The organism is Geothrix sp. PMB-07 (assembly GCF_030758935.1).
In the GTDB taxonomy this organism is placed as follows: Bacteria; Acidobacteriota; Holophagae; order Holophagales; family Holophagaceae; genus Geothrix.
The window spans coordinates 4182928-4207411 of the sequence record NZ_CP132333.1; the positions used below are offsets into that span (position 1 = coordinate 4182928).

26 protein-coding genes are annotated in these 24484 nt (G+C 64.5%); 14 read left to right on the forward strand and 12 right to left on the reverse strand.

Annotation, left to right across the window (positions count from 1 at the left end):
• The first annotated feature begins 54 nt into the window (after positions 1–54).
• Positions 55–243, forward strand: coding sequence for a DNA gyrase inhibitor YacG (locus tag Q9293_RS18320; protein WP_306249011.1), 189 nt, complete (start codon positions 55–57; stop codon positions 241–243).
• On the opposite strand, the gene Q9293_RS18325 is transcribed toward Q9293_RS18320, so the two are convergent.
• Both Q9293_RS18325 and Q9293_RS18330 read right to left on the reverse strand, forming a co-directional pair.
• The gene (locus Q9293_RS18325; RefSeq protein ID WP_306249013.1) at positions 244–1227 is read right to left on the reverse strand and encodes a hydroxymethylglutaryl-CoA lyase; all 984 of its coding nucleotides are present in this window, start codon (positions 1225–1227) and stop codon (positions 244–246) included.
• A gap of 9 nt (positions 1228–1236) precedes the next feature.
• Positions 1237–2199: a glycosyltransferase gene (locus Q9293_RS18330; protein ID WP_306249015.1), complete on the reverse strand. Its 963-nt coding sequence runs from the start codon at positions 2197–2199 to the stop codon at positions 1237–1239.
• Positions 2200–2255: 56 nt separating this feature from the next.
• Here Q9293_RS18330 and Q9293_RS18335 point away from each other — a divergent pair, with 56 nt between their 5' ends.
• Positions 2256–2975, forward strand: coding sequence for a response regulator transcription factor (locus Q9293_RS18335; protein WP_306249017.1), 720 nt, complete (start codon positions 2256–2258; stop codon positions 2973–2975).
• Positions 2976–3017: 42 nt separating this feature from the next.
• On the opposite strand, the gene Q9293_RS18340 is transcribed toward Q9293_RS18335, so the two are convergent.
• Together Q9293_RS18340 and Q9293_RS18345 are read right to left on the reverse strand one after the other, a co-directional pair.
• Entirely contained in the window at positions 3018–4133 is a 1116-nt protein-coding gene (locus tag Q9293_RS18340; RefSeq protein WP_306249019.1) for a hypothetical protein, read from the reverse strand.
• Positions 4134–4190: 57 nt separating this feature from the next.
• Entirely contained in the window at positions 4191–6572 is a 2382-nt protein-coding gene (locus Q9293_RS18345; protein WP_306249021.1) for a PAS domain S-box protein, read from the reverse strand.
• 233 nt (positions 6573–6805) lie between these two features.
• Between Q9293_RS18345 and uppS the strand changes: the two genes are divergently transcribed.
• The 4 genes from uppS to Q9293_RS18365 are packed head-to-tail and all read left to right on the forward strand — an operon-like array spanning position 6806 to position 10692.
• Positions 6806–7492 (forward strand): polyprenyl diphosphate synthase, encoded by a 687-nt coding sequence (uppS, locus tag Q9293_RS18350; RefSeq protein WP_306249023.1) that lies wholly within the window; start codon positions 6806–6808, stop codon positions 7490–7492.
• Positions 7492–8379 carry a phosphatidate cytidylyltransferase gene (locus Q9293_RS18355; protein WP_306249025.1) on the forward strand — a complete coding sequence of 296 codons (888 nt, stop codon included), beginning with the start codon at positions 7492–7494 and terminating at the stop codon, positions 8377–8379. The genes uppS and Q9293_RS18355 overlap by 1 nt, the downstream gene beginning before the upstream one ends.
• A gap of 1 nt (position 8380) precedes the next feature.
• Positions 8381–9535 (forward strand): 1-deoxy-D-xylulose-5-phosphate reductoisomerase, encoded by a 1155-nt coding sequence (gene dxr / locus Q9293_RS18360; RefSeq protein WP_306249027.1) that lies wholly within the window; start codon positions 8381–8383, stop codon positions 9533–9535.
• 14 nt (positions 9536–9549) lie between these two features.
• Positions 9550–10692, forward strand: a complete 1143-nt coding sequence (locus Q9293_RS18365) for an RIP metalloprotease (RefSeq protein WP_306249029.1) — start codon at positions 9550–9552, stop codon at positions 10690–10692.
• Here Q9293_RS18365 and Q9293_RS18370 read toward each other — a convergent pair.
• Genes Q9293_RS18370 through Q9293_RS18380 form a run of 3 tightly spaced genes read right to left on the reverse strand, consistent with a single transcriptional unit; the run spans position 10682 to position 13919 of the window.
• Positions 10682–12055 (reverse strand): nitrogen regulation protein NR(II), encoded by a 1374-nt coding sequence (locus tag Q9293_RS18370; RefSeq protein ID WP_306249030.1) that lies wholly within the window; start codon positions 12053–12055, stop codon positions 10682–10684. The two genes, Q9293_RS18365 and Q9293_RS18370, sit on opposite strands and share 11 nt — an antisense overlap.
• Before the next feature lie 50 nt (positions 12056–12105).
• Entirely contained in the window at positions 12106–12831 is a 726-nt protein-coding gene (locus tag Q9293_RS18375; RefSeq protein ID WP_306249031.1) for a LytTR family DNA-binding domain-containing protein, read from the reverse strand.
• Complete coding sequence (locus Q9293_RS18380; RefSeq protein ID WP_306249032.1) at positions 12828–13919, reverse strand: sensor histidine kinase; 1092 nt, start codon at positions 13917–13919, stop codon at positions 12828–12830. Before Q9293_RS18380 ends, Q9293_RS18375 begins: the two co-directional genes overlap by 4 nt.
• Positions 13920–14096: 177 nt before the next feature.
• Between Q9293_RS18380 and Q9293_RS18385 the strand changes: the two genes are divergently transcribed.
• Positions 14097–14648 carry a glutathione peroxidase gene (locus Q9293_RS18385; protein ID WP_306249033.1) on the forward strand — a complete coding sequence of 184 codons (552 nt, stop codon included), beginning with the start codon at positions 14097–14099 and terminating at the stop codon, positions 14646–14648.
• Here the strand turns inward: Q9293_RS18385 and Q9293_RS18390 are convergent, their stop codons facing one another.
• Positions 14649–15335 carry a MarC family protein gene (locus Q9293_RS18390; protein WP_306249034.1) on the reverse strand — a complete coding sequence of 229 codons (687 nt, stop codon included), beginning with the start codon at positions 15333–15335 and terminating at the stop codon, positions 14649–14651.
• Between the two features lie 27 nt (positions 15336–15362).
• Between Q9293_RS18390 and Q9293_RS18395 the strand changes: the two genes are divergently transcribed.
• The 3 genes from Q9293_RS18395 (at position 15363) to Q9293_RS18405 (ending at position 16758) form a co-directional block, all read left to right on the forward strand.
• The gene (locus Q9293_RS18395; protein WP_306249035.1) at positions 15363–15977 is read left to right on the forward strand and encodes a DapH/DapD/GlmU-related protein; all 615 of its coding nucleotides are present in this window, start codon (positions 15363–15365) and stop codon (positions 15975–15977) included.
• 164 nt (positions 15978–16141) lie between these two features.
• Positions 16142–16417: a hypothetical protein gene (locus Q9293_RS18400; RefSeq protein ID WP_306249036.1), complete on the forward strand. Its 276-nt coding sequence runs from the start codon at positions 16142–16144 to the stop codon at positions 16415–16417.
• 140 nt (positions 16418–16557) lie between these two features.
• Positions 16558–16758, forward strand: a complete 201-nt coding sequence (locus Q9293_RS18405) for a hypothetical protein (RefSeq protein ID WP_306249037.1) — start codon at positions 16558–16560, stop codon at positions 16756–16758.
• A 6-nt stretch (positions 16759–16764) separates the two neighbouring features.
• On the opposite strand, the gene Q9293_RS18410 is transcribed toward Q9293_RS18405, so the two are convergent.
• The 3 genes from Q9293_RS18410 to Q9293_RS18420 form a co-directional block, all read right to left on the reverse strand.
• On the reverse strand, positions 16765–17703 hold the full coding sequence (locus tag Q9293_RS18410; protein ID WP_306249038.1) for a bifunctional riboflavin kinase/FAD synthetase: 939 nt from the start codon (positions 17701–17703) through the stop codon (positions 16765–16767).
• On the reverse strand, positions 17700–18644 hold the full coding sequence (locus Q9293_RS18415) for a TerC family protein (RefSeq protein ID WP_306249039.1): 945 nt from the start codon (positions 18642–18644) through the stop codon (positions 17700–17702). The genes Q9293_RS18410 and Q9293_RS18415 overlap by 4 nt, the downstream gene beginning before the upstream one ends.
• Positions 18645–18747: 103 nt before the next feature.
• Positions 18748–19104: a hypothetical protein gene (locus tag Q9293_RS18420; protein ID WP_306249040.1), complete on the reverse strand. Its 357-nt coding sequence runs from the start codon at positions 19102–19104 to the stop codon at positions 18748–18750.
• A gap of 193 nt (positions 19105–19297) precedes the next feature.
• Here Q9293_RS18420 and Q9293_RS18425 point away from each other — a divergent pair, with 193 nt between their 5' ends.
• The 4 genes from Q9293_RS18425 to Q9293_RS18440 all read left to right on the forward strand — a co-directional run bounded on the left by Q9293_RS18425 (position 19298) and on the right by Q9293_RS18440 (position 23618).
• Entirely contained in the window at positions 19298–20029 is a 732-nt protein-coding gene (locus Q9293_RS18425; RefSeq protein ID WP_306249041.1) for a 16S rRNA (uracil(1498)-N(3))-methyltransferase, read from the forward strand.
• Positions 20030–20165: 136 nt separating this feature from the next.
• The gene (locus Q9293_RS18430; RefSeq protein WP_306249042.1) at positions 20166–20663 is read left to right on the forward strand and encodes a hypothetical protein; all 498 of its coding nucleotides are present in this window, start codon (positions 20166–20168) and stop codon (positions 20661–20663) included.
• Between the two features lie 57 nt (positions 20664–20720).
• On the forward strand, positions 20721–22334 hold the full coding sequence (locus Q9293_RS18435; RefSeq protein WP_306249043.1) for a M28 family peptidase: 1614 nt from the start codon (positions 20721–20723) through the stop codon (positions 22332–22334).
• A gap of 129 nt (positions 22335–22463) precedes the next feature.
• A complete protein-coding gene (locus Q9293_RS18440; RefSeq protein ID WP_306249044.1) occupies positions 22464–23618 on the forward strand; it encodes a DUF2235 domain-containing protein in 1155 nt (384 codons plus the stop codon).
• 3 nt (positions 23619–23621) lie between these two features.
• Here Q9293_RS18440 and Q9293_RS18445 read toward each other — a convergent pair whose 3' ends face one another.
• Positions 23622–24470, reverse strand: coding sequence for a MurR/RpiR family transcriptional regulator (locus Q9293_RS18445; protein ID WP_306249045.1), 849 nt, complete (start codon positions 24468–24470; stop codon positions 23622–23624).
• Between the last annotated feature and the right edge of the window lie 14 nt (positions 24471–24484).

A 24484-nucleotide genomic window follows, 5' to 3' on the forward strand; every position in this document is an offset into this window, starting at 1 on the left:
ACTCATATTTTCTTCTTCGTTGACCATCCAGCGCTCTTGGATATCCTGGCACCCATGACGCTTCGCCCCTGCCCCCTCTGCCGGAAGCCCACCCCCTGGGAGGGCAATCCCTACAAGCCCTTCTGCTCCGAACGCTGCCAAACCCACGACCTGGGCGCCTGGTCCAGCGAGAGCTACCGCGTTCCCGAGAAACCCCAGGAAGAGGATGGCGAAGGCTGGAGCGGCGAAGGCGAAGAGGGCTGATCAGCCCGGATTCGAGGTCGAACCAAGGGCCCTTTCGCGAATGGCCTCCAGGCTCCCCGGGATGGGGTGCAGGTCCTGGGCCCGGCCCGCGTGCATGACCTGGCCAGGCACATCATGGCCCAGCAGCTCCGGCAGCGACCGGGCCGCGGCCAGCAATCGGGGAAGGTCCACGTCCATGGGGTGGCCGAGCGCCTGCAGCATGTGCACCAGATCCTCGGTGCAGACATTCCCGGTGGCCCCAGGGGCATAGGGGCAACCGCCGATGCCCCCCAGTGAGGCATCAAACCGGTCGACACCCGCCTCGATACCCGCGAGCGCGTTCACCAGGCCCATGCCTCGGGTGTTGTGCAGGTGCAAAGTCAGTTGCGCCTGCGGAAAGCGCGCACGGAAAGCGCCGCAGAGCTGCCTCACGCGGTCGGGATGGGCCATGCCGGTGGTGTCGCAAAGGGAAATCCCCTCCACGCCCCGGTTCAAGAAGCGCTCGGCGAAGCCGAGGACCACGGCTTCGGGAATGGGGCCTTCCATGGGACAGCCGAAACAGGTGGAGAGGGAGACATTCAGCGTCACGCCCGTGGCTTTGGCCAGATCCACCACCTCGAAGAGCCGCGCCACGGACTGTTCGCGGGTCATGCGCAGATTCAGCAGGTTGTGGGTTTCGCTGGTGGAGATGGTGAGGTTGAGCTCATCCGTCCCCGCAGCAATGGCGCGCTCCGCGCCCTTCAGGTTGGGCACCAGCGAAGTGTAGACCACGCCCGGCTGACGCTTGATGCCGCGCAGCACTTCGTCCGCATCGGCCAGGGCCAGGATGGCCTTGGGCGAGGTGAAGGAAGTCACCTCGATCTTCGAGAGACCGCAAAGGCTCAGGGCATCGATGAGCCGGATCTTGTCCGCGGTGGGAATGAAGCGCGGCTCGCTCTGGAAGCCATCCCGCGTGCCCACCTCCTGGATGTGGATCCGGGGTTTCACGTTGGATGACTGGGCCATGAACCCTCCTCACTTCCCCTGATGGACCTTCTTCACCATGTAGCGGGGACGGTCCCGCACTTCCTGGTAGATGCGGCCGATGTACTCGCCCAGCAGGCCGAAGGCGATGAACTGGCAGCCTACGAAGAAAAAGAGGATGGCAAAGAGCGTGAACACGCCCTGAGCCGTGCCCTCGGGGTGCATGAAGCGGTAGACCACCAGGCCCAGGAACAGCAGAAAGCCGAAGGCCGCGGTGATCACGCCGAACACACTGAGGGCCTGCAGGGGCAGAAGGCTGAAGCTGGTGAGCAGGTCGAACTGGAGGTTGATGAGCTTCCAGAGGCCGTACTTGCTCTCCCCGGCGGCGCGCTCGGCGTGGGCCACAGGCACTTCGGCAATGCGCTTGGCGAAGCTGTTGGCCAGGGCCGGAATGAAGCTCGAGCGCTCCTTGCACAGCAGCATGGCGTTTACCACGTCGCGGCTGTAGGCGCGCAGCATGCAGCCGTAGTCGTGCATCTGCACGCCCGTGGTGCGCCGGGTGATGGCGTTCACGATCTTGCTGGGCATGGTGCGGAAGAAGCTGTCGTTGTTCTGGCGGCCCTGGCGCCAGCCCCCCACAGCGTCGTAGCCCTCCTCCACCTTGGCGACCAGCTTGGGGATCTCCTCGGGCGGGTTCTGCAGATCGGCGTCCATGGTGACCACGATCTGTCCCCGGGCCTCGGCAAAAGCCCCGAAAATGGCGCTGTGCTGACCATAGTTCCGGTTGAACTCCACCACCTTCACCCGGGGTTCGGCCTTGGCGATCTCGACGAGCATGGCCAGGCTCCGGTCCCGACTGCCGTCATCGGTGAAGACGATCTCCCAGGACTTGTCCGGATCCGTGAAGGACTCAGCCATCACCTTGGACAGACGTTCCCACAGCGAAGGAATGTTCTCCTGCTCGTTGTAAATGGGGATGACGATGCTGAGGTAGGGATTGGAATGGACGTCCATGAGCGCTCCGGAGGGTCCATTCTAGTAGGATCAAAGCCTGCGCATTGGAGTCAGTCATGGCCGAGCCCAAGATCCTGCTGGTGGAAGACGAGCTCAGTCTGGCCGAAGGCATCAAGCTCAACCTCGAGTTGGAAGGCCTTTCCTGCACCTGGATTCCCCGCGGCGATCAGGCTTTGAAGCAGATCCTGGCCGAAACCTACGACCTGGTCATCCTCGACGTCATGCTGCCCGGCATGGACGGGTTTACGATCTGCGAAAAGGTGCGCGAGGCCAAAAACTTCACGCCCATCCTCTTCCTCACCGCCAAGAACACGGATGATGACCGCGTTCACGGCTTCGAGACCGGCGCCGACGATTACCTGGGCAAGCCCTTCCAGGTGCGCGAACTCCTGCTTCGGGTGCGCGCCATCCTGCGGCGCGAATCCTGGTACAAGAGCCGCGAGATCAGTAGCCGCCAGGTCTATGGCGCCTACTGGGTGGACTTCGACAACTTCTGCGGTGAGGGCCCCAGCGGCCCCTTCCAGCTGGGCGTCAAGGAATCCATGATCCTCAAGCTGCTCATGGAGCGGCCCGGCCAGGTGGTGAGCCGCACCGACATCCTGGACAAGGTGTGGGGCGAGGACGCCTATCCCACCAGCCGCACGGTGGACAATTTCATCGTCCGCATTCGCCGCGTCATGGAGGATGATCCCCACCATCCGCGGTGGGTCCACACCATCCGCAGCGTGGGCTACCAGTTCGATCCCGAAGGCAAGCAGCGTAAGGGTGAAGAATGAAAAAGGGGGCGCCAAGGCGCCCCCTTTTTTGCAGAATTTCCTCTACTTGACGTCGTAGTCCCTACTGCGACCGAGCTTCTGGAAGAGGGCCGCCTGATCCGCGAGGCTGGCCGGGGCGGGGCCCTGCTTCACATCGGCGAGCACCGCGCGCTTGTCTTCCCCCTTGCTGAACTTGCTGTCGCCGAGCACCGGTTCGAAGGTGGGCAGGGGGACCAGCTCAGGGGCAGGGCCTTCCGGCGCCTTGGAGCCCACAATGTCGGCAGCCTTGGTCAGGAGGGTGGCGCCACCACTCAGGCGGCGCACATCCAGCCAGCCGAAACCCGGGTCGCGCAGCAGCTCAAGGTCATCCTTTTCCAACCAGGCCGACAGGTCGTTCAGGGCCTTGACCTGGACGGGATCCGGCAGACGGCGGGTCTTCTTCTCACCCTTCACCTCCACCTCCTGAGTCGTGTTTTCAACCCAGGCCTGGGCCCGTTTCACCCACAGGGCCGTGATGGCCTTCTGGCCCGCGAAGCCCTCGGGTGCCTTGGGGCCTTTCACGGCCTTGGCCTTCTTTTTCCCCTTGGCCGGTGTTTCAGGTTCGGCCCAGCTGGGCGCGGTGGCATCCACCTTGGCATCCAGGAGCAGGCCCTTGATCTTGGCCAGGCGGGGCTCCAGACCCTTGGGCCCGGTTTTCGCTGCGGCACGGGCCGCGGTTTGCAGATCCTTCCAGGTGCTTTCGAGCAGGAGCTTCTTGCCCTCGGCATCGTAGAGGCCGTGGTTGGCGTTGAATTTGGCCAGGTAGGCCTCGACGGGGGCCAGGGCGGCAGAGGCCTTTTCAGGAATGTCCAGCTTGGCCTTCACCAGCGCTTCCAACGCCTCGCGCACTTCCAGGGCCCGGGGGTGGCTGCGGTAGTAGCCCAGCTCATGGGCGGAAAGCGCGGCGCGATGCAGCGTGTAAGCCAGTTTCCGCTGGGTGGGACGAAGCTGATCGAAGGCCTTCGGTTCGGCGGCCTTGGGCTCGGTCGCCTGAGGTGCCACCGGGGGCTCCTGGACCGCCTCAGCGGGTTTGGTTTCGGGGGCCGGAACCTGAACCGGCGTGGCCGGGGGTTCCTGCGGGGGCGTCTGGGCCAAAAGGCCCGAGGCCACGATCAGGGCCATGACCCAGTGTCGCTGCATAGATGACTCCTCGGTGAAGGTGCTATGGAATGCCCCAGTATGCAGCAGGGGACAAACTCACGCCTCGACCGGAGTCTCTAGGAGCCGCTCGAGACTTTGCTTGAGTTGCTTTAGATCAAAAGGCTTACCCAGGTAGGGCACCTGGCTGGCCTCCAGGAACTCCCGCGTCTTCACATCAAAGGAATCGCCCGTGGTGTAGAGGATGCGCCGGGTCATGGCCGGGCGCTGGGCCTTCAGCCAGTCGAAGAGATCCACGCCTGAAAGGCCGGGCATGCGGATGTCGGACACGATGACGTCGAAGCTGCCAACCTCCAGCTTCTGGATGGCCTCGTCGCCGCGGGGGCTGGATTCCACCTCCATACCCCAGGCGCTCAGGGCGTCCACCAGGCACTCCAGCAGGAAGCTTTCGTCATCGACCACCAGGGCCCTGGTGCCCTTCAGCCCCGGCGGGGGAGCGGGTGCCGCTGCGGGTTCCTTCACCGCCACGAGGGGAAGCTCCAGCAGGAAGGCGTTGCCCAGGCCTTCCTGGCTGCGGGTGCTGATGCGGCCCCCGTGCTGGCGCGCGATGATGTCGGCGATGGGCAGGCCTAGGGCCTCCGTGGTGGTGGCCTGAGCGGGGTCAAACAGCTCCGCCTGCCGTGCTTCACCCACGGCCGGGCCCGTATCCTGGACCACCACCTGCAGGGTTTCACCAGAGACCCGGGTGGCAACCCGCAGCCGCTTGATGGGGCTCAGCGCCATGGCCTGCAAGCCGTTCAGGAGGAGGTTGGTGAGAGCCTGGACAAGAAGCCCCGGATCCAGGGCGGTCTGGGGCAGTGCCGGATCCAGGTTCAGCTCCACCGAGGCACCCATGCGCTGCGCCTTCGCATCCACCAGGGCGGTGGCCTCCTGCACCAGGTCGTTCACCCGCACCGGCAGGGGCCTCGGGCTGGGCGGATTCAGAACCGTCTGCAGGGGATGGAGGAGGCTCTGGATGGAGTCCACCGCCTTGACCAGGCGGGCGGCCTGCTCGGCCTGGTGGGGATCCATGGAGGATTCGGCGATGAGCCGCGATTCCAGCAGCACCGGAGTCAGCCGGTTGGCCGCCTCGTGGAAAAGGGAGGGCACCAGACGTCCCAACGCTTCGTGCTTCTGGGAATGGACCAGCTGCTCCTGCAGTTCCTTGTGCTCGGACACATCCCGCACCAGGGCTGAATAGGCCAGCACGCGCTCGTCATTGCCGCGGACCGGCGCATAGGTGATGTTGGCCGGGAAGGTCACGCCCCCCTTGCGCAGCCGGGTGGTGGCCATGTCGCGAACCACCTGGCCGCGCCCCACCTGCTGGGCCACCTGATCCAGCTCCGTCAGCAGGTGGTCCGGCGTCAGCTGAGCCATGTTGCGGCCCACGATTTCCGGGCGCGAATAGCCGAAGATGCGTTCCGCCGCCATGTTCCAAGTCAGGATCTTGCCATCTGGAGCATAGGAGATGACGGCTTCGCCGATGTTCTGCACCAGGCCTTCGAGGTAGCGCCGGGTCTTCAGGTTGTCCTGGTTGGCGCGGTCCAGCTGGGTGTAGAGCTGGCTCAGCTCCTCGTTCTTCTTTTCCAGTGTGTCCTTGACCTGCTTCAGTTCGGAATAGAGCCGCGCCGTTTCCATGTTGGATTTGAGCGCGTCTTCCAGCAGGTCTTGGGCATCGGCCACCTTGCCGGGTGTCAGGTCCGCCACGCTCACATTGCTGTGCCGGAGCACCGTGGATTCCACGGGCGGAACGAGCGGTGCCTCCTGGGGCTGAGGCAGCTCGCGCATGCTTGATCGCACATTGGATTCGATGAGATTCAGCATCTCGTCGAAATCCTTGATCTTCTTGTCGAGGTGGTACTTCTTGAAGGTGTAGCTGACGGTTTCGCGGGTAATGGAAAGGAAGGTGTCCAGCACGCCGGTGCCCCGGTTGGCCACGGATTCGAAGTAGGGCACGCTGCGGAAATTGAGGCGGCGGTTCATGACGCCCACCGCCAGCGCGTCGGGCAGATCCCGCTTGTTGTACTGAATGACAAAGGGGATCTGCTTGATGTTCAGGCGATTCGCGTTGAGGTTGTGGTACAGGTTCGACAGCGAGTCCACGTTGTCCTGCATCTTGGCTTCACTGGAATCCGCCACGAACACCACACCATCGGCGCCGCCCAGCACCACGCGGCGGCTGGCATCGTACTGCACCTGGCCGGGCACCGTGTAGATCTGCAGATGGATGGCGTTGCCATAGATGTAGCCCAGGTTGATGGGCAGCAGGTCGAAGAACAGCGTGCGGTCTTCCTGGGTGTTGACCGAGAACATCTCGCCGCGCTGAGCATCCGAGCACATGGCATGCAGCGACTGCAGATTCGTCGTCTTTCCCGACAGACCTGGTCCGTAGTAGACCAGCTTGAGCAGGATCTCATTGGCACGGGTGTTGAACTGAACCATGGGTTCGCCAGGAAAAATGTGGAGACCAGCCTAACACGGAGGGCCGGGCTGCAAGCCGCCACACCATCTCTACGGCAAGCCCCGTGCTAGCATGACCTTTTTCACCCTTTTGAGGTTTCCAGCGCGATGACCGTTCCTACCGAGGTCGCCATCATCATCTCGGTATGCCCTCTGGGCATACGCGAGGCCGACCACGCGGCATCTGCCCGGAATTGCCCAGCTTTGAGCCCGCGATGACCGTTCCGACCCACGTCGCCATCATCATGGACGGCAACGGCCGTTGGGCTGCTCAGCGGGGGTGGCCCCGCATCAAGGGGCACAAGGCCGGGGTCCTGGCCGTGGAGCGCATTCTGGAGGCCGCGGCAGACGCCGGCGTCCAGCATCTGAGCCTCTACGCCTTCTCCACGGAGAACTGGAAACGGCCAGCCTTGGAAGTGGGGGCCCTCATGGCCCTGCTGCGCATGTACTTGCGCATGTTCCTCCACAAGCTCGCCAAAAAGGGGATCCGGTTCCACCACCTGGGCTCCCCGGAGGGCATGCCCTCGGGAATCCTGGCGGACATGAAAACCCTGGAAGAGGCCACCGCCAAGAACACCGGCATGACCTTCCACCTGGCAGTCAACTACGGCTCCCGGCTCGAACTGGCCCAGGCCGCCCGGCGCTGCGTGGAAGAGAGCCTCCGCCCCGACCAGGTGGATGAAGCCGCCCTGCAGGCCCGGCTTTGGACCGCTGGAGTACCCGATGTGGACCTGCTCATCCGCACCAGCGGTGAGCACCGCATTTCCAACTTCCTGCTCTGGCAGTCCGCCTACGCCGAACTCTACATGACCGACCTCCTCTGGCCCGACTTCGGCCCCGCCGAGCTGAGGGCCGCACTGGAGGATTACGCCCAGCGCGAACGCCGCTTCGGGGGGATCTGATGGAACGCACCACACCCAAGGTGGACACCCGCAACATGACGGTGCGGATCACCACCGCCGCGGTCTTCGGGCTGTTCTTCTTCAGCCTTCTCTGGTTCGGCGACCAGCCTTGGGCCCCGGGGACCTACCTCGCCGTCATGGCCGCGGCCATCCTCATGGGTGTTCGTGAAATGACGCTCATGGCCCGCGTGCGGGGCTTCAACCCTTCGCTGGTGTCCGGCGTCCTGGTGGCCTGGGGCATCATGCTCCACTTCTATTTCGCCACCGGCAACCAGGACCCCCTGCCGCTCTGGCTGGTCTTCACCCTCGGCGGCTTGCTCATCCACTTCGGCGCCCTGTTCTTCGACGCCAAGCTGGAAGACGCCCTTCCGAGCCAGGCCATCACCTGGCTTGGCGCCCTCTACCTGGGTTTCGGCCTGGGCTTCCAGCAGAAGCTCTTCATGCTGCAGGGCACCCTGCCCAAGACCGGCAGCCGCCTCATCCTGTCGCTCTTCATCATCACCTGGTTCGGTGACACAGCCGCCTATTTCGTGGGCAGCTACTTTGGACGCCACAAGCTGGCCCCCAAGGTGAGCCCCAAGAAGAGCTGGGAGGGCGCCTTCGGCAACCTCGGCGGCAACTTGCTGGGCGCTTTCCTCATGAAGGCCACGGTCTGCCCCGAGTGGTCTCTGGTGGACATCTTCGCCCTGGCCCTGCTGCTGGGCACCGTGGGCCAGCTGGGCGATCTCGTGGAAAGCACCTGGAAGCGCAGCGCCGGGGTGAAAGATTCCAACGCAGGCAATGTCTCCATTCCCGGTCACGGCGGCATGTTGGACCGGGTGGACAGCCTGGTGTTCGCGGCCCCGGCCCTCTACGCCTACGTCCACTTCGTGCACGGATTCAACTGAGGTGCGAACCCTCGCCATCCTCGGCTCCACCGGGAGCATTGGCACCTCCACACTGGACGTGGTGCGGGCCCACCCCGAGCGGCTTTCGGTGGTGGCCTTGGCGGCGGGGCGCAACCGGGAGCTGCTGAAGGCCCAGTGCGAAACCTTCCGCCCCCGCTGTGTCTCCGTGGGCACTCGCGAGGATGCGGACTGGCTCCGCTCCAACCTCTCGTACCGCCCTGAGGTTCACTGGGGTGGCGAGGGGCTCTTGGCCTGCGCCCTTCATGCCGAGGCCGATACCGTGGTGGCCGCCATTGTGGGCAGCGCGGGGCTGGCCAGCACCGAAGCGGCTCTGCGCGCTGGTCGGCGGGTATGCGTCGCCAACAAGGAATCCCTGGTAGTGGGCGGGGCCCTCATGCATGAGGCCGCCCTGGCCGGGGGGGGCGAACTGCTCCCCGTGGACAGCGAGCACGCCGCCTTGCATCAGCTGCTGGAGGGTCGCGATCCCGCCACCATCCGGGAAGTGCGCATCACCGCCAGCGGGGGCCCCTTCCGGGACTGGCCTCTGGCCCAGATCCAGACCGCCACCGTCGACCAGGCCCTCAACCACCCCACCTGGAAGATGGGGCCCAAGATCACCATCGACAGCGCCACCCTCATGAACAAGGGGCTGGAGGTCATCGAAGCCTCGGTGCTCTTCGGCCTCTCGGCCGACCAAGTCGCCGTGACCGTGCACCCCCAGAGTCAGGTGCACGCCATGGTGGGCTTCCATGACGGCAGCTACCAGTTGCAGGTCTGCGCCAACGACATGAAGCTGCCCATTCAGTACTGTCTGCTCTATCCCGAGAAGCAGCCCGGCCCCGTGGCGCCCTATCCCTGGGACGCGGCCCGCCAGTGGACCTTCGAGGCCCCGGATCTGGAGCGCTTCCCCTGTCTGGGGCTGGCCTTCCAGGCCCTGCGCGCCGGAGGCACCGCCCCGGCCCTGTTGAATGCCGCCAACGAGGTGGCCGTCGCCGCCTTCCTACAGGGAAGACTGGGCTTCTGGGATATCCAGGCCTGCAACCACGAAACCTTGAGCCGCATTCCTGCCACGCCCCTGGGGTCCTTGGCCCAAGTGCTGGATGCGGATGCGACCGCAAGGCGTCATGCTGAAGGTTGGGTCCACGCCCGGGCCTGACTTTTCGGACATCCATGAACCGCCACCGCCTGCCTCTGACCCTCTGCTTGTCCCTCGTCGCGCTGTTCGCCCTGAAGGTGCCGGGCGCCGGTTTTTGGGGGCCCATCCTCATGCTGGGCGGCCTCGTCTTCCTGCACGAGGGCGGCCACTTTCTCGCCGCCAAGTACATGGGCATGCCCGTGGAAGTCTTCTCCTTGGGCTTCGGCCCGCGCCTGTTCGGCTTCAAGTGGCGGGAGACCGACGTGCGTCTCTCCGCCCTGCCCCTGGGCGGCTACGTAAAACTGGCGGGCTTCAATCCCGAGGACCCCGGTGCCGACGATCCCTATGGTTTCCTTCAGCAGCCCTTCGGCAAGCGCATGCTCTTCTACAGCGGCGGCATCCTCGCCAACCTGGCGACCAGCCTTATCCTGTTCACAGCCGTCCGCGCCGACCAGGCACGCATCATCAAGGCGGAACCCCGGCCAGGGTCGGCCATGGTAGTTGATCAAGTGGCCAAAGGCATGCCTGCTGATGTAGCCGGCCTCCAACCGGGGGACGAATTGCGCCGCGTCGGTCACATCCTTTTCCCCTCCGGCCGGTGGGAAGATGCAGTGGCCTATATCAAGACCCATCCAGCTCAGCCCATCGCCGTTGAAGTACTCAGGGAAGGCAAGTTGCTTTCTTTCTCCGTGACTCCCACCAATGAAAACGGCGTAGGCCGTGTTGGGGTCGGAAGCCTGCCGATGTCTTACGATTTTCAACGAAGGCCCCTCCAAATGGGCGACCTTCTGACCGGTGGACGCATTGCCATTGAAGACTCCTGGCACATGAGTGGCCAAGTGTTCGGTTTTCTCAAGAAACTCGTCACCTTCCAGGCACGGAGCGCCGAGGTGTCGGGACCCATTGGCATCATCAAAGCAGGCAGCCGGGCCGCCAAGTCTGGCTGGCAGGAATTTCTCATCATGTGCGGTGCCATCAGCCTGCAGCTGGGCATCCTCAACGCCCTGCCCATTCCCGCCCTCGACGGTGGCCACATGGCCCTGCTGGTTTTTGAAAAACTGCGGCGGAAGGACCTCACCATCGAGCTCAAAGAGAAGATCCTCACCGGCGGTTTCCTGCTGCTGGCCTCCCTCATGGCCCTGGTGATCGTCATGGACGTGCTTAAGCTCAGGAAGTAGGGGCCTCAGCCCGCGGGAGGAGCACCTGGAAGCAGGTGCCTCGCCCTGGTTCGCTCTCCACCAGGATGATGCCGCGGTTCTGCTTCACCACGCCGTGGACCATGGCCAGCCCCAACCCAGTGCCCCGGCCCTCGCCCTTGGTGGTGAAGAAGGGCTCGAAGATCCTCGCCACCAAATCCGGTGCCATCCCACAGCCACTGTCGGAGATGGTGAGGCAAACGTGGTCGCCTGGCTGGGCATCCACCAGGGCGGCGCAGTCCGTCAAGGTCAGGGTCCGGTTCGAGGTGGCCACCTCGATCTGACCCACACCCGAGACGGCATCCCTGGCATTCACCAACAGGTTGGTCAGCACCTGGTCCAGCTGGGTCGGGTCCATCAGCACTTTCCCCAGGCCCGGAGCCAAGGACCAGCGCAGCTGCACTTCAGATCCCACCAGCCTTTCCAGGACCGCCTGCAATTCCGTGATGGATTGATTCAGGTCCAGCATCCGCGGGTCCACAGGCTGCTGCCGGGCGAAGGCGAGCAGCTGCCGCGTGAGCTCCGCCGAATGCCTGGCCGCTCGAAGGATCTCCTCCAGGTGTTTGCGCTCTGGGTATTCCAGCGGCTTCCCATAAAGGGCCAAATCCGCGTTGGCCAGGATCACGCCCAGCATGTTGTTGTAGTCGTGGGCCACCCCACCGGCGAACCGGCCGACCAGTTCCATCTTCTGCGCCTGCTGCAGCTGGGTTTCCAGACGCGCGCGCTCGCTGACGAGGCGGGTGTGCTCCGTGATGTCCCGGCCAATGCCCAGGACACCGATGAGGACCCCATGACCGTCGTACATGGGGGTTTTCAGGGTTTCCAAGACCACTTCCTGGCCTGTTTCGGCCAGGGTGACCCGCTCCTCGTTCTCCCTGGTGGTTCCCGCATCGATGGCCTTCTGATCCTGGTCGCGGAAGAAATCCGCCAGGGCCTTGTCCACGAAGTCGTAGTCGGTCTTGCCGACAATCTCGATCTCCCGGGCACCGAAAAACCGCTCGAAAGCCCGATTGCAGCCCAGGTAGACCCCTTTGGGATCCTTCAGCCACACCAGGTCCGGAATGGTGTGGATGAGGGCGTTCAGCCTGGCTTCCCGGTTGGCCGTCCGCTCCACCAGCCGTTTCACCATCACGAAAAGCATGGTGGCGGTGACCGCCACGAACACCCATCCTTTCAGGATGCTGAGCACCGTCATGGCAACCGGGTCATGCACCAGGAAGCCCACGGCCCGGTCCGAAAGCAGGATCCAGAGCCCGGAAAACACGGCGTACAAGAGGACGATGCGCAAGGCTCCAGCGGTGCTCGACACCGCAGACTTCGGGTGGATCTGGATCGGTTCAGGCATGGGGTAAATCCCAGGGGCTCAAGACCCATCCTAGCCCCTGGATTGTTTCGTCAGAGCCCGAGCATCTCCTTGATTTTCGGTGTGACGCTGCGGCTGACTTCCAGATCCAGCCCCTCGGCCACCCGCACCGAGGCCCGCCCCCCCTCCAGAGGCTTCAGGCCCAGCACCGCCTCGGGGCGGAGCAGCAGGTGCCGTTGAATGCGGAGCAAAGCAGCCCCGGGAAAGGCCGCCTCCACTTCCGCCAGGGTGGTCCAGGAGGTCCGGTGCCGACTGCCCCCGGCCCAGGCCCAAACCACCTCCTCCTCCACCTCGAAGTGGGTAGTCCGTTTCAGATCCAGGAACACGTGCCCCTCTCCGGCCCGCACCGGGAAGCGCTGGGGGGTCGAGGTGGGCGCCTCGGAGCGGCGGAGGCCGCCCTCCTTCAGGCGGGATAGGGACTTTGCCAGGCGTTCTGCTGACACAGGTTTCAGGATGTAGTCCACCGCCGCCGCCTCGAAAGCGCGAACCGCGTGCTCCGAATAGGCGGTCACGAACACCACGGGCGGGCAATGGCGACAGTCGGCCAGCTCCGCCGCCACCTCCAGGCCGGTGGCGCCTGGCATCTGGATATCCAAGAAGAGGACGTCGACCTCCCTGGGCTCCCGCAGCCAGGCCAGAGTGGAGGGGCCATCCTCCAACTCCGCCTTCACGTCGCAGCCCGCCTCCCGCAACAGCCGTGAAAGCCGAGCCCGGGCCAGGGGCTCGTCATCGGCCAGCGCCACGCGGAGGGTCTTCATCGTCGTGTCTCCAGGTGCTCCAACACCACTTCGGCCACCGTGAGGCTCCCCTCTGGCCGGAGGTGGAAGGTGGCCCCCGCCCCATAGGCCAGCTTCAGCCGGGCTTCCAGGTTGCCAAGGCCCACTCCCTGGCCCGGCAGCAAGCCCAAGCCTTTGCCGGAGTTGGCGACCTGCAACCGCAGGCCGGTCCCTTCGCGATGCAGCCGGATGACCAGTTCGCCTCCGGCCGAGTGAGGCGCAATGCCATGTTTCAGGGCGTTTTCCACCAGGGGTTGCAGCAAGAACGGGGGCGTTTCGACAGAATCCAGGCTTTCATCCCATTCCCAACGCACCTGCAAGCGGGAACCAAACCTCAACCCTTCCACGGCCAGGAATCGCTGCACCAGAGCCCTCTCTTCGCTGAGGGGGGCCTTGGGGCGATCCCCGTGGCGCAGCAGGGCCCGGTACAACTCCGACAGATCCAGCAGCGCCTGCTCCGCGGCCAGAGGATCCATCCGCACCAGTTCGGCCAGGCCATTGAGCGAGTTAAAGAGCACATGGGGGCTCAGCTGCCCACGCAGCAGCACCCACTGGGCCTCTTCCAGTTTCGTCTCCACAGCCGCCTTTTCTTCTTCTGAAATGACCGAGAAGGCGATGATGGCCCCCACGATGGTCATCATGGGCAGACCGCCCAGCAGCGTCATGGAGAGAATGCCCATGAAGGTGGGTGTGATGCCCCGGGGGTACCCCAGTGCCGCCGCCTTCGCGCTGGCACCATGCACCAGAAACCAGCTGATGGCGACCAGCAGCAGAATGAGGAAGGCATTGAAGACGAGCGCCTGGATCAACCCGCGCCAGAAGGGGGCCCGGCCCTGATCGTCTCCACTCCAGCGCCAGGGCAGGGGTGTCAGGAATCCATAGCAGAAGGACATCAGGAAGGGTGTGAGCAGGGAATTCGCCAGCGCCCCCGGCTGCCGCATCTGGTCCGAGGCCGAGACCAGCAGGAACTGGAACGCCGTGAACACGCCGGTGAAGACCAGCACCACCACCCAGGGCGTCCGCTTGCGCAGGCGGGACAGAAGATGCTGCTGGAGGGGGACGAATCGCATGGCTTCCAGCATGCCTCAGTCCGATTCGTACGGACGGATGGCCGCCGGGCGGACGTTTCGGGCCGCTCATTCGGAGTTCCGCACCGGGGATCAGATCAGGGCCGGGAATCCGGGTCAGCGATTCGCCTGGAACGGTCCCCCTCTCGCCGGCACCCAAGAACCAAGCCCGGAGCCCCCATGCGCCCTGTCCTGACCCTAGCCCTCACCCTGGCCGCCAGCCTGGTAGGCACCCTGCCATCCCTTGCCGCCGAAAGGAACCCCATGTCCCTGCACGAAATCACCCTCAACACCCTGGATGGCAAACCCCAGTCCCTGGCCGCCTACAAGGGGAAGGTCGTCCTGGCCGTGAACGTGGCCAGCGAATGCGGCTTCACCCCCCAGTACGCCGGTCTTCAGAAGCTCTACTCCGAACTAAAGGACAAGGGTTTGGTGATCCTGGGCTTCCCCTGCAACCAGTTCGGTGGCCAGGAGCCCGGCACCGCCGCCCAGATCGAGACCTTCTGCCAGAAGAACTACGGCGTGACCTTTCCCTTGTTTGAAAAGCTGGAGGTGAAGGGCCCCCACCAGGCGCCCGTCTACGCCTTCCTCACGGCCAAGAACGGCGAGCCCTCCTGGAACTTCCACAAGTACCTGGTGGGTAAGGATGGTCAGGTGATCCAGGCCTTCAGCAGCAAGGTGGCTCCTGATAGCGCCGAACTAAAGGCCGCCATCGAGGCCGCGCTGAAGTAGCTATTTGGTGGAGACAGCCGCTGCAGGCGGCGCTTGCTGCATTTCCACGTAGAGCGCCTTCACGCCGTTGATGAGGAACTGCATGGCCACCGCGGCCAGGATGAGGCCCATGAGCTTGTTCATGACCTTGGTGCCGATGGCGCCAATGCGCGCAAACACGGCCGGGGCCTTGCGCAGGATGAGGTAGGTCAACCAGATGTTGGCGATGATGGCCATCAGCACCACGCCGTACTCGCGCCAGGTCACGCCCGCGATCATGCCCATCACGGTGGACAGTGTTCCCGGGCCCGCCAACAAAGGGATGCCGAAGGGGATGATGGCGAAATCCTCGGGGTGTTTGAGGCTGGCTTCGGCCTTTTCATCCTCGGTGCTTCGCTCACGAGGATCTTCGCCATAGAGCATGGAGATGGCGCGGTAGAGCACCAGCACGCCCCCCACGAAGCGCATGGCCAGGGCTGTGAAGCCGAAGAAACTGAAGATGAATTGGCCCACCAGCGCGAACACGATCATGGCCGTGCCTGCTGTCAGAGAGGCCTTTCGCGCACTGCGGCGGAGGGCGACGCGATCCATGCCCACCGTGGCGCTGGCGAAGATGGCCGCCGCGCTGATGGGATTCAGCACCGAGAACAGCGACGTGGTCACGCCGAGGGCAAAGGACCAGGAGGGCAGGGGGCCGAGGTGGGGCATGCGCTACTGTAGCGCTAGCATGAAGCCATGCGCGATCCAGAAGCCCTTCGCGAACAACACAAACGGCGCCTGTCCTGGATGCCCTGGCTCTACTTCGCCTTGAAGGTCCGACACCGCGACTGGGCCCAGGCCTGGCAGGCCGAGGTTCAGGCCCAGCTTCTGGCCCAGGAGACGGTGCACCTGGGCGAGGGCTGCTTCATCGCCCCGGAGGCGGCCATCTTCGGAGAGCCTGGCCGCCCTGTGGTTCTCGGCGACCGCTGCGCCATCGCAGCCCAGGCCTTTCTCCATGGCCCCATCACCCTGGGCAGTGATGTGAGCGTCAATGCTGGGGCACGGTTGGACGGAGGTCGCAAGGGCCTCGTCATCGGGGATGGCACCCGCATCGCCAGCGGCGCCGCCCTCTATGCCTTCGATCATGGCCTGAAATCCGATCGCGACATCAAAGATCAGCCTGTGAGATCGCGTGGCATCCGCATTGGGCGAGATGTGTGGATTGGCGCCAACGCGGGCGTGACCGATGGCGTCACCATCGGCGACCACGCCGTGGTGGCCATGGGGGCCGTGGTGGTCAGGGATGTGCCCGAGTGGTCCATCGTGGCGGGCGTACCAGCCGCCGTGGTGGGTGACCGTCGCGACAAGTAAGGCGTCGTCCCCTGCCACAGCGTGGCGGCTGCACGTTGCATTTCGCGAGACGCGGTTGAATGATTGTGTTTGTAAATATTACAGATATTTAATTTATATTATTGGCACAAGACGTGAACAATCCTCTGCACCGGGCAGGCAACCCAGCCCCGGAAGGAGACACCATGCGAAGCTTGGTTCTGTTCGCCCTTGCAACCCTCGCGACCCTTCCACTCTCCGCCCATGGCCGCTGCTGGCAGGGCCCCCGCCGCGTCGTGGTGATCGAAGCCCCCCGCTGCTCCCCCTACCGCCATTGGGACGAGCGGCGGTGGGAGGATCGCTGGGAGCGCCGCGCCTGGCACAGGCACCACGACTGCGATGATGACCGCATCATCCTGCGGCCCCTGCCACGTCCTTTGACCCCGCCCTTTGAAGGCCGAGTGGAGTTTCGGATCCGCTGACCCAGCCATGCGACAGTCATTGTCCAATGATGAGCTTGAAACTGAGAGGGTGGCCCGGGCCGCTCTCTTTTTTTCGCATCAGCCCTTGACAAAAACGAAAATAAAACGAATATTGAGCTCATGGAACGGATGGAGCCCCCATGCTGACCTCTCCTCGCAGTTTCGGTTACAAACTCAGCGACTACTTCATGGAATACGGCCCCATTGAGGCCGACAGCCTGGATGCTGCCAAGGCTCAGATCCGGCGTCGCCTCGGCGTGAACCGGTTGCCCCTGGGCCTGCACATCTGGGACCTGGCGGAACGCCCCCTCACCCGCTGGCGGGTGGATGTCGCCAGCTAACCACGCCTAAACCCGATTGGCTGTCCACCAGGCCTGGCCCTCGGCCACATCCTGCGCAATCTGGGCCCGAAGCTCATCCACCGAACGGAACTTCACTTCGCCCCGGATGCGGTGAAGAAACCGCACATGGAGCCGAGCACCATAGAGGTCGCCCTCAAACCCCGGCAAGTGGGTTTCCACGGTGAGCCGCTGCCCATCAAAGGTGGGCTTTTCTCCTACGTTCGTGAGCCCCAAGTGGCTGCCCCCATGATGGGGCATGGCCACTTCCGTGACATAAACCCCATAGGCTGGCATCTGCTCTTGTTCCCAGGCCAGGTTAGCCGTGGGAAATCCCAGGTGGCGGCCCCGGCGGTCACCCTCCACCACCACGCCCGTGAGGGTGTATGGATGCCCCAGGAAGGCGGCGGCCATGGCCACATCCCCCGCATCCAGGGCCTCGCGGATGCGGGTGCTGGAAAGACGGCCCCCGTCGGGCGCCCGCAGGGCGAGCGTGCGGACAAGGCAGTTGTGGGACGCGCCCCAGGCTTCCAGGGTGCTCACGGTCCCGCTGCGGTCACGGCCAAAGCAGAAGGCCCGGCCCACGTGAATCTCCACTGGCCTGAGGGTCTGCTGGAGGCGGTCCAGGAAGGCTTCGGGGCTCAGTTCGGAAAAGGTCCGGCTGAACGGAATCACCCAGGCCAAGTCCATGGCCTCGGCCTCAAAGGCCGCCAACCGCTGCTCCAGGGTCATGAGCAGCTTCGGCTTCCGCTCCGGGGACACCACCAGGGTCGGGTGGGGATCAAAGGTGACCACCGCCGCGCGCTGTCCCTGGGCCTTGGCCCGCCCGGAGGCAATCTGCAGCAGTTCCCGATGGCCCGCGTGAACGCCATCGAAGGTGCCCAAGGTGACCACGAAAGGGCCCGAGGCCGGAGCCGTCTCAAGATCGTGACGCCAGACTTCCATCATGCTTCTCCGTCCCGCTCTGCTGGCCAGGCCAGGCTGGCCACCACGCTGCCCGCCAGCACTGCGGCGATGATCAGCAGGCTGTACTGAACCGGGATGTGGAACCATTTCGCCACGCACATCTTCACGCCCACGAAGGCCAGCACCACGGCCAGGCCGGTCTTCAGCCGATGGAAGCGGTCCATCATCTTGGCCAGCAGGAAGTAGAGGCTCCTCAATCCCAGAATGGCAAAAATGTTCGACGTGTAGACCACGAAAGGATCGCGGCTCACGGCCAGCACCGCCGGGATGGAATCCACGGCGAACACCAGATCTGTCACCTCGATGGTGATGAGCACCAGCAGCATGGGCGTGGCGAAGCGTTTGCCAGCCCGGACCACCCAGAAATGCTCGTGACCGCCCGTCTCGTCATAGGGCACCAGGCGCCGGAAGGCCCGCACCATGGGGTTCTGCGTCGGATCCGCCTCCTGCTCATCGACCAGCAGCATCTTGAGGCCCGTGTAGACGAGGAAACCGCCGAAGACGTACATCATCCACTCGAAGCGGTTCAGCAGGGCCGTGCCCGCCAGGATCATGGCGGCACGCATGATCAACGCGCCCAGCACACCCCAGAACAGCACCCGGTGCTGATGGCGGAGATCCACTTGGAAGCTGCGGAAGACCAGAACAAACACGAACAGGTTGTCGACACTGAGGGATTTCTCCAGCACGTAGCCCGTGAACCATTCCAGGCCCTTCTGCGTGCCCTCCGCCTGGAAGATCAGGCCATTGAAAATCAGCGCCAGGCTGATCCACACCACGCTCCAGATCCCGGCCTCGCGCATGCTGGGCGCGTGGATCCGCCGGTTGAAGACACCCAGGTCCAGGGCCAGCATGAGAAACACGAAGGCATGGAATCCAACCCAAGCCCACCAGGGCGCGGCTTGGAGCAGGGCATCAACCAAGGGTCCTCCAGATCTTTTAGCTTATCTGGGTTGCCAAGCCCCGGCCCAGCCACACGCCAGAAGGGGCCCCGAAGGGCCCCTTCTCATCCTCGGAATCACAGGCCTACTTGGTGGTCTGGGCGTCGTGTTTCTGTATGCGGATGCGGCGGCTTTCCTTGTTCTGTTCCCGCTCAATCTTGGCCGCTTCCTTCTTGGTGATCTTGCCGTCGGCCTCGGCCTTGACGATGTCCTTGTCGACCTTGGCTTCCTGACGCTCCAGGCGGGCCGTCTCCTTGGGCGTCAGCGAACCGCTGGCTACGCCCTGGGCAATGCGCTTCTGCTGGCGATCCGCACGCTTTTCGGCGCGGGCCTCGCGCTTGGGCGTGGCGGTTTGCGTGCCCGGCTCCGGGGTCTGGGCGAAGAGGGAGGCGCCCACCAGTGTGATCCCGAAGGCGGCGAGGGCGAGGCGGCGGAGGTTCATGGTGATTCCTTTCGGGTGAGGGGCAACGGCCCCAGAGGCTTTCAGGTCATAACCCATGCCAACTGAGTATCTGTCTTGACCCCAATCCTTCTGAATTGGTTGAGACGGGTTGCTGAGGAACCTTGCCTCAGAGAGGTCGCTGCCTGTTGCAGCCTGCCTCGCCACGGCCCCGAGAATCCCACATCATGTCCCCATGAGCCTGCCCCGCCTGTTCATGGACGCCCTGCCGACGGCTGAAAACACGCTGGTCCATCTCGGTCCCGAAGCGTCCCGCCACCTGAAGGCCCTGCGCCTGAAACCTGGGGCGGCCTTGGAACTGGTACTGGGCGAAGAAATCTGGACTGCAGACCTGGCGGAGTTGGACCGGGGTCGCGCCACAGCCAGACTCGTTTCCCCTCTGCAGGAAGAGCGCGAACCCCCCATGGCCCTGGAGGCCTGCTTGCCCCTGCCCGCCCAGCTCAGCCTTTTCGATGAGTGGCTGCCACCCCTCGTGGAACTGGGCGCCACCCTCATCCAGCCCGTCATCTACCAGCGCAGCGAGTACGACGCCGCCAAAACCCTGGCCCGCATGGAACGCTGGTCGCGTCTCATCCAATCCGCCTGTGAGCAGAGCCACCGCAGCCGCCTGCCCGAACTGCGTGCCCCCATCCCTTTCGAGCAACTGCTGGGCTGGCCGTCTTCGCAGAAGTGGGTGGCCTATGAACTCGCTACCGGATTGGCCAATCCGGACTTTTGTCACGAATCCCTGGCCTTCACCAGCGGGCCCGAGGGTGGCATCACCCCCGGTGAATTCGCGGCCCTGGAAAAAGCCGGCTGGAAACCCGTGAGCCTGGGACGAAGCATTCTTCGCGCCGTCACGGCCCCAGTGGCTCTGCTGGGGGCCATCCAGTTTCAGATCGGCCGTCTGCACTCCAAGGAAGACTGATCCCGCTCCATGAAAACATCCCGCTCTTCCCGGCACTCCTGCCGGGCTTACCGAAGTTCAGATCTGGCCGTTCAGAGCCGATGGCTTAACGGTGAGCTTTCAGTCTTTGGCAGCCCCGCGCATCAGGAGTCAACCCATGAGTTTCAGAACCGCTTTCTCCGCCCTCGTCCTTCTGGCAGTGCCCCTTTGTGCCGGCGATTTCGACGCCCTCGCCAAGAGCCTCCGCCAAACCTGGCCCAACTGCACCACCGTGATGGTGGTGTGTGACGTCGCGAACAGCAAGGGCACCGTGGAAGCCGCCAGCAGCGCCTTCAGCGGCGTGAAGGTGATGGTGGTGGATGTCAAAGGCCCGCAGGATATCGGAAGGGCCGCTGGAGCCGTCACCACCCGCCACCCCGACGCCGTATTGTTGCTGCCCAGCGACAAGGTGGTCAGTGACGGGAGCAGTGCGGCCTCTTTTCTCATCCAGCGCCTGGGCGCGGCCAAAATTCCAGTCATCTGCACCTCTGAGGCCGGTGTCCGCCAGGGTGCGGTGTTCGCCACCGGGCCCAGCACCGGGGGGAAGGTCTTTGCCAATGCCAAGGCCGCAGGGGTCGCGGGCGTGAGTGTACCCGCCGGTGCCACCAACATCTGATCTCCTCCAAGGCCCCGTCTTGCGAGGTATGCTGAGGGCTCCCTCCGAGGAGCCTTCATGCGTTTCCTGCTTCCAGCCCTGGCGGCCACCAGCCTGATGGCTCAAACCGCGAATCCCGGTGCCCAGGTGCAGGAAGGTCCGCTTCGGGCCCACCTGGCATTCCTCGCCGACGATCTGCTGGAAGGTCGAGGCACAGGTCAGCGCGGGGCCGAACTGACCGCGCGCTACCTGGAAACCCAGCTGCAGATGCTGGGGTTGAAACCAGCCCAGGACAGCTCCTATCGCCAGCCGGTATCCCTCCTGGGCCTGCGCACCCAGGTGGATCGCAGCGCCCTCAGCTTTCAGAGCGGAAGCGCCTGCCTCACGCCCAAGTTCGGGTCGGAAATCGTCTTCGGCGCGGGCCAGGCCAAGGCGGAACAGGTATTTGAGGCCCCCGTGGTCTTCCTGGGCTTCGGCATCGACGCCCCGGAGTACCGCTGGAACGACTACAAGGACGTGGACCTGCGGGGCAAGATCCTGCTTGTGATGGTGAATGAACCCGCCCCCACGACGGACGAACCGGGCCTTTTCGATGGTCCCAATCTCAGCGCCTACGGGCGCTGGACCACCAAGTTCGAGATGGCCGCCAAACATGGCGCCGCGGGTGTGCTGCTCATCCACACCACACCTTCGGCCACCTATGGCTGGAGCGTGGTGCGGCCCAGCTGGGAGGCGGAGCGCTTCTCGTTGGCCAAGGGCCCCGCCGGGACAGGGCTCCAAGGCTGGATGACCGAGGAGACTGCCAGGGCATTGGTCAAGCAGGGTGGCCAAGATCTGGACGCACTCCGCGCCAAGGCCCAGACCCGTGATTTCCACCCCGTGCCTCTAAATCTCACCCTCAAGGGCCAGCTTCACAGCGCTGTTCGCATCGTCGATCAGTTCAACGTGGCGGGCGTGGTGCCAGGCTCGGACCCTGCTCTCAAGGATGAGCTGGTGGTCTATAGCGCCCACTGGGATCACCTGGGCAAGGGCGGCGACCTGGCTCTGGATAGCCACCCGAATCCAGAACCCGGGCACGAGAAAGACACCATCTACAACGGCGCCGTGGACAATGCCTCCGGCTGCGCGGCCCTGTTGGCCATGGCCCAGGCGGCGCGGCACACGCCTGCGAAACGCAGCCAGATGTTCCTCTTCGTCTGCGCCGAAGAGCAGGGCCTGCTGGGCTCGAAGGCCTACGCGGCCAATCCCCTCTGGCCGCTGGCCAAGACAGTCGCCGACCTGAACCTGGATAGTCTCAACTTCGTGGCCCCCACCCGAGACATGGGCCTGCCCTTCAGCGAACGCAGCACCCTCGGCGACCTGGGTCGCGCCGTGGCCAAAGCCTCGGGCCTCAGCATCGGCCCCAGTCATCCCGATACCGGCGGCGGCTACTTCCGCTCGGATCACTACAGCTTCGTTCAGGCAGGCGTGCCCGCCCTCTCCGTGGGTGGCGGCCGCGACTACATCGGGGCCGATCTCGCGGCCCTCAAGGCCAAGGCCTCCGCCTACGGCAAGCGCTATCACCAGGTCACCGATGAGTACGATCCCACCTGGGACCTGCAGGGCATGGTGCAGCAGGCCCAGTTCACCTTTGACTTGGGCCAAGCGGTGGCCAATGCCGCCACCAGGCCAGCCTTCAAACCCGTGAAGTAGGGGCTCAGGCAAACCCCATCGAAAGCATTTTTGACTGTTTTTTCTTGATCACAGCAAGCATTGCCTGGACCATCCTGGGATTCACCCATTCAGGGCCGCCCCTGTCGGCCTGGTTTTCCCGAGGCTCACATGTCGAAGCACATCGTGTTCTGCGCGGATGGCACCTGGAACAATCCGAACGAGGACGAGAACCACGATCAGACAGCGGATCCCACCAACGTTTATAAGCTCTTCGTAGGCCTCGATGGGGCCCTCAGCCCCACCTCACTCCTCCTCGCCGATGAACAGGAAAAGACCCTGGTGGAAGACGGCGCCACCGTGCAGGTGGCCAAGTACCTCCACGGCGTGGGTGATTCCCGCAACGCCATCCTGCGCCTCATGGGCGGCGCCTTTGGTGCAGGCCTCATCTCCCGCATTGTCCGCGGCTACACCTTCATCTCCCGGAACTACCAGCCGGGCGACCGGATCAGCATCCTGGGCTTCAGCCGCGGCGCGTACACCGCCCGGGCCTTGGCGGGCCTCATCGCCTCGCAGGGCGTGCTGCGCCCCGGCCTCACCAAGGATAAGGAACAGGCCTATCGCTCCGGTGCCCAGGCCTGGTACCGCTACCGGCAGGCGGCCCTTAGCAACCCCTTCAGCCTGACCCGACTGGCCGAGATCGTGTCGGATCTCCCGGCCTTCCTTTCCATCGGGTCCCTCAAGGACAGCGACCTCGTGCCCGTGGATACCCTGCAGGCCGTGGGTGTGTGGGATACGGTGGGCGCCATGGGCATCCCCGTCTATGCCTCCGGCGGCGCGCGGCAGGATGCCTTCCGCTTCGCCGACACCAAGCTCAGCCCGAAAGTGCTCAATGGCTTCCATGCCGTGGCTCTGGATGAGCGCCGCATCGACTTCTCGCCCACCCTTTGGGATGCGGACACCCGCATCGTTCAGGTGCTATTTCCAGGGGCTCATGCAGATGTGGGCGGCGGTTATCCCACCGTCCATCAGGAAAGCGGCCTGTCGGATGGAGCCCTGAAGTGGATGGCCCTGCAGCTGGGGCAGGTGGGGCTGCGCTACACGGCCGGATGGCTGGATGCCATCCAGCCCAATGCGGCCGGTACCGCTCACCAGCCCTGGAGCCACATGCCCTGGACCTTGCCCGGCGTGGCATTGGGCCCTCGCCGTTTCCCCAGCGGACTGACTGTGGACGCCTCCGTCCTTCAGCGGCGCGGTTCTGGGCCGGTGGTGGCCGAACCCGGGACGACCGCCTCGCCTTATGCGCCGGGCAACCTTCCCGCCTAAAGGTTAGGTCACCTCACGGGTGGGCTGGAGCGATGCCTTCGCCGCCTCCATGCGGGTGAGCGCAGCCGGTCCTTTGCGCAGGGCCAGGGCCACGGTGAGCACGTCGATGATGGCCAGATGCACCAGACGCGACACCATCGGCGCATAGACCTCGGGGTTCTCCTGGACATCCGCGGGCAGGACGATGTCGGCGAGGGCCGCCAGGGGCGAATCGGTGCGCGTGAGGGCAATGACCTTGGCGCCGGAGCGCCGGGCCAGAGTGGCCACTTCGAGCAGGGACTTGATGCGGCCGGAATTGGAAATGATCAGAACCACGGCATCCGCGGGCAGCAGCACCGCGGCCACGCGCTGCATGTGGGTGTCGGTGCAGGCGATGGTGGGCGTGCCCAGTCGGAAGAGCTTCATCTGGGCATCCTGGGCGGTCACACCGGAATTCCCCAGCCCATAGCATTCGATGCGACTGGCCCGGTCGAGCGCCTCCACCGCCTGTTCCAGCGTGTCCGGTGAAAGGGCTTGGCGCCCCTGAGTCAATCCGGCCACCGCGTGATCGAAAACCTTTCCGATGAGTTGGCCGAGGCCATCACCGGGGGACAGGCTGGCATGGACAAAGGGAATGCCCGCTCCCAGATCCCCTGCCAGCTTGAGCTTGAAGTCGGGCAGCCCCGCGCATTGCAGGCGCCGGCAGAAACGGATCACCGTGGGCTGGCTCACCTCGCACCAGATGGCGATTTGCGTAATGGGCGCGGAGATCACCTCCACCGGCTTGTTCAACACCAACTCGGCGACCCGCCGCTCCGAGGGCGGCAAGTCGGAAAGCAGGGTCTGGATGCGGGAAAGGAGGGAGAGCGTCATGGGACACCTCCGGC